We start from the raw sequence: 4,419 nt of genomic DNA on the forward strand, positions 1-4,419 counted from the left end.
TGTGAGTCCTCCGGGTGGGTGGGCGCGGCGGACGGGGCCGCACGGAGAGCACCAGTGTAATCAGCCTCGACAGCGCCGAGCGCGGGCGTGACCCCGCTCACCGGACCCCATCGTCGCGGGCCGCGGCCCCACCCGTGTGTTACGTGGACGCCGGACGGGTTGTTCCAATCGCAACCACCCGGTAACGGACCGACACGCAGCGGTAACGCCGCGGGCGTGTACTCGCTGCCATGTCACCGGAACCCCTCCGGTGACCCCGTCCCCGAGGAGCCCACAGTGCCCGAGTTCGACGCCGCCATCACCGAGAACATCGCCGCCTCCCTCAAGGAGATCCCGCACCCGTCGCTGCCCAAGGGCACGAGCATCTACGGCGGCACCAAGATCTTCCCCGACTACAAGGCCGAGGAGGGCGAGTCGTACTTCACCCTCGTGCACGGCATCGCCCACGAGTCGTCCGTCTCCTTCGTCGCCGTGCTCCAGGCCACCCGCGCCCTGCGCAAGGGGTTCGAGTCGGCCATCTACTTCTACGGCCCCGGCGCCATCAACTGCCTCGCCACCCGCGGATTCCCCACCACCGGGGACTCCGGCTTCCCCGGCGAGCAGAACATCAACGAGTCCCTCGAGGCGTTCATCTCCGAGGGCGGGACAGTGTTCTGCTGCCGCTTCGGGCTCGGCCTCCACGGCGGCCGCGAGGAGGACCTGATCGAGGGCGTGATCCCCGCGCACCCGCTCGACGTTCAGGACGCCCTGATCCACTACGCCCGCAAGGGCGCCATCATCAACTCCACTTACATGGTCTGACATCATGACCACCATCGGCTCGGTCGCGGCCAACTTCACCCGCGACCTCGAACAGAACTACCGGACCATCGCCCACTACGCGGAGCTCGCCCGCGAGCGCGGGGTCGACTTCCTGGTCTTCCCCGAGGCCGCCATCGGGGGCTATCTCTCCAGCCTCGGCAACCACGGCGACACCACGCGTACCGCCCGGTCGCTGCCGCCGGCGATCCGTCTCGACGGCCCCGAGATCGCCCGCGTCCGGGAGATCGTCGGAGACCTGGTGGTGGCCATCGGTTTCTGCGAGCTGGGCGCCGACGGCGTGAGCCGCTACAACGCCGCCGCCGTCCTCGACGGAACCTGCGTCTACGGGACCTACCGCAAGGTGCACCAGCCTCTCGGGGAGAACATGTCCTACGCCTCCGGCGGCGACTACCAGGTCTTCGACACCCCGGTCGGGCGGGTGGGCCTGCAGATCTGCTATGACAAGGCGTTCCCCGAGGCCGCTCGCGTCATGGCTCTGCAGGGCGCGGAGATCATCGCCTCCCTGTCCGCGTGGCCGGCGGCGCGCACGGCGACCGCCGCCAACCTGCAGGAGGACCGCTGGACCTACCGGTTCAACCTCTTCGACTCCGCCCGGGCCCTGGACAACCAGGTGTTCTGGGTGGCCTCCAACCAGGCGGGGACCTTCGGGTCGCTCCGCTACGTGGGCAACGCCAAGATCGTCGATCCCGGCGGGAACGTCCTGGCCACCACCACTCTCGACGAGGGCCTGGCGGTCGCCGAGGTCGACGTCGCGGGCACCTTCTCCGCGATGCGCGCCGGGATGTTCCACCTGCGCGATCGGCGTCCCGACGTCTACGGGCCGCTGGTCGAGCTGAACGACCCGGTCGAGGAGAGGAGGCTCGCCAGTGCCTGAGATGAACTTCGCCGTCCGGTGGCCCGACGGCACGGTCCGGGACTACTACTCCCCCAGTCTGGTGATCCACGACCACCTCACGGTCGGAGAGCGACTCAGCGTCGCCGAGTTCCGCGCCCGGGCCACCCACGCCCTCACCGAGGCGGGCGAGCGGGTCCGCGCCCGCTACGGGTTCCTGTGCACCTCCGCCGCCGAGACCGCCGCGCAGGTGACCTCGGTGAGCCTGGCCCACCCCGGGGACGCCCTCGTCGAGGTGGTCGCCATGGATCCTCTCGAGGAGCACCCATGAGCCCCACACAGGTTTCCCCCGGCACCCACATCCCGGTGCTCGTCATCGGCGGCGGCCAGGCCGGTCTCTCGGTGAGCCACCACCTCGGCGCCGCGGGCGTCGAACATCTGGTGGTGGAGAAGCAGACCGCCGTGCACGCCTGGGCCGACACGCGCTGGGACTCCTTCACGCTCGTCACCCCGAACTGGCACTGCCGACTGCCGGGCTACCACTACGAGGGGCCCGACCCCGACGGGTTCATGACCCGCGACCAGGTGGTGGAGTGGCTGCACGGGTGGCTGGAGACCTTCGAGCCGCCGTTGGCCGAGCACACGGCCGCCACGCGGCTCCGCCGGACCGGGACCGGCTTCGAGGTGACCCTCGCGGGCCCGGTCGGCGAGCGGACGGTCACCGCGGACGAGGTGGTGGTGGCCACCGGCGGCTACCCGATCCCCGTGATCCCGCCCTACGCCTCCTTCCTCGACCCCGCCGTGGTGCAGCTGCACTCCGAGCAGTACCGCAATCCCGACCAGCTGGCCGCGGGCGCGGTCCTGGTGGTGGGGTCGGGCCAGTCGGGTGCGCAGATCGCCGAGGACCTCCACCTCGCGGGCCGCCGTGTCCACCTGGCGGTCGGCAACGCCCCGCGCGTCGCCCGGTTCTACCGGGGCCGGGACTGCATGACCTGGCTCGCGGACATGGGGCTGTACGACACCCCCGCCCAGCAGTACCCGGGGGGCAAGGCCGCGCAGGAGAAGACCAACCACTACGTCACCGGCCGCGACGGTGGGCGGGACGTGGACCTGCGGCGCTTCGCCGCCGAGGGGATGCGCCTCTACGGCACGCTCACCTCCGGACGGGACTCCGAACTGCACTTCGCCCCGACGCTGACCGACGCCCTGGACTCGGCGGACCGCGTGTACAACTCCATCTGCGCCGACATCGACCGGCACATCGACGCCCACGGGATCGACGCCCCGCCGCCGTCGAGGTACTCCCCGGTGTGGGCGCCCGAGGCCGACCCGACGTCACTCGACCTGGCGGTCGAGGGGATCACCACCATCATCTGGGCCATCGGCTACCGGCCCGACTACCGGTGGATCGAGGCCAGCGCCTTCGACGGCGCGGGCCACCCCATGCAGACCCGCGGCGTGACGGAGGTCCCCGGCCTGTCGTTCGTGGGCCTGCCCTGGATGCACACGTGGGGCTCCGGCCGGTTCCTCGGGATCGACCGCGATGCGAAGTACCTCGCCGACGGCATCATCGCCCGGCGTCACGCCAGCCGAGAGGAACGGGCATCATGACCACCCCCACCACCGCAGGTGCCACCTCGACGCGGGTCGACCTGGCGCTGCTCGGCATCCGGGGCACCCCGCCCCTGCACCGCAGCGGGGGCGCGGGGCCCAGCGACGACGGGCATCTCGTGGTCTCCGGGCGCGACGCCGCGCTGCCCCGCAACCCCGACAGCCCCTTCGTCTTCGACGGCGACCGGGTCCTGCGCGACGGGGTGGACACCGGGCTCGAGATCTCCGCGATCGGCCGCCCCCGCTTCTACGACCGCCGCACCGCGGACGGGGTGCCGTACGAGAAGATCGCGCGGCTCCACGGCCGGGACGTCCTGGCCACGACGGTGGTGCAGACCTGCATCCGCTACCGCCGCGACGAGCGCTGCCGGTTCTGCTCGATCGAGGAGTCCTTGCGCTCCGGCACCACCGTGCCGGTCAAACAACCCGAGCAGCTCGCCGAGGTCACGCGCGCCGCCGTGGACCTCGACGGGGTCCGGCAGATGGTCATGACCACGGGGACCTCGGCCGGCCGCGACCGCGGGGCGGCACACCTGGCGCGCTGCGTCCGGGCCGTCCGGGCCGCGGTCCCGGACCTGCCGATCCAGGTCCAGTGCGAACCGCCCGCCGACCTGGCGGTGCTGACCGACCTCCGCGAGGCCGGTGCGGACGCGATAGGCATCCACGTCGAGTCGCTCGACGACGACGCCCGCCGGCGGTGGATGCCCGGCAAGTCGACGGTCCCCCTGACCGAGTACCGGGCCGCCTGGGACGAGGCGGTCCGGGTGTTCGGACGCAACCAGGTCTCGACCTACCTCCTCGTCGGGCTCGGTGAGGACCCCGACGAGATGATCGCCGGCGCGCGGGAGCTCGCCGACTCGGGGGTCTACCCGTTCATCGTCCCGTACCGCCCCCAGGCGGGGACGCTCGCCGTCGACGTCGACGGGGCTCCCGCACCGGACCACAGGCGGGTGGAGTACATCAGCCGCGAGGTGGGCGCACACCTGCAGCGCCTGGGGATGGCCGGGTCGGACCAGCGCGCGGGTTGCGCGGCGTGCGGGGCGTGCAGCGTCCTGCAGTCGGTCGGCGGGTGAGTCGATGCTGGACATCCGAGACCTCACCGGGCACTCACCCACCGGCCCCGCGCTCGCCGGCCGGTCCCGCACGGGGCACTC

General features: G+C 71.9%; 5 protein-coding genes. All 5 read left to right on the forward strand.

Annotated elements, in window-relative coordinates:
* The first annotated feature begins 276 nt into the window (after positions 1-276).
* The 5 genes from IY392_RS08975 to IY392_RS08995 are packed head-to-tail and all read left to right on the forward strand — an operon-like array spanning position 277 to position 4,338.
* A complete protein-coding gene (locus IY392_RS08975) occupies positions 277-801 on the forward strand; it encodes an MSMEG_0572/Sll0783 family nitrogen starvation response protein (RefSeq protein WP_107756915.1) in 525 nt (174 codons plus the stop codon).
* Positions 802-805: 4 nt separating this feature from the next.
* A complete protein-coding gene (locus IY392_RS08980) occupies positions 806-1,696 on the forward strand; it encodes a carbon-nitrogen hydrolase family protein (protein WP_194861025.1) in 891 nt (296 codons plus the stop codon).
* Positions 1,689-1,985, forward strand: coding sequence for an MSMEG_0570 family nitrogen starvation response protein (locus IY392_RS08985; protein ID WP_194861026.1), 297 nt, complete (start codon positions 1,689-1,691; stop codon positions 1,983-1,985). Before IY392_RS08980 ends, IY392_RS08985 begins: the two co-directional genes overlap by 8 nt.
* A complete protein-coding gene (locus IY392_RS08990) occupies positions 1,982-3,265 on the forward strand; it encodes an MSMEG_0569 family flavin-dependent oxidoreductase (RefSeq protein WP_194861027.1) in 1,284 nt (427 codons plus the stop codon). Before IY392_RS08985 ends, IY392_RS08990 begins: the two co-directional genes overlap by 4 nt.
* Positions 3,262-4,338 (forward strand): MSMEG_0568 family radical SAM protein, encoded by a 1,077-nt coding sequence (locus IY392_RS08995; RefSeq protein WP_194861028.1) that lies wholly within the window; start codon positions 3,262-3,264, stop codon positions 4,336-4,338. The genes IY392_RS08990 and IY392_RS08995 overlap by 4 nt, the downstream gene beginning before the upstream one ends.
* Positions 4,339-4,419: the final 81 nt, after the last annotated feature.

The organism is Dietzia sp. SYD-A1 (genome assembly GCF_015356725.1).
Classification (GTDB): domain Bacteria; phylum Actinomycetota; class Actinomycetes; order Mycobacteriales; family Mycobacteriaceae; genus Dietzia.

Coding starts and splice junctions, on each gene's coding strand:
- IY392_RS08980 (WP_194861025.1), top strand. CDS start 806: ATGACCACCATCGGCTCGGTCGCGGCCAACTTCACCCGCGACCTCGAA.
- IY392_RS08990 (WP_194861027.1), top strand. CDS start 1,982: ATGAGCCCCACACAGGTTTCCCCCGGCACCCACATCCCGGTGCTCGTC.
- IY392_RS08995 (WP_194861028.1), top strand. CDS start 3,262: ATGACCACCCCCACCACCGCAGGTGCCACCTCGACGCGGGTCGACCTG.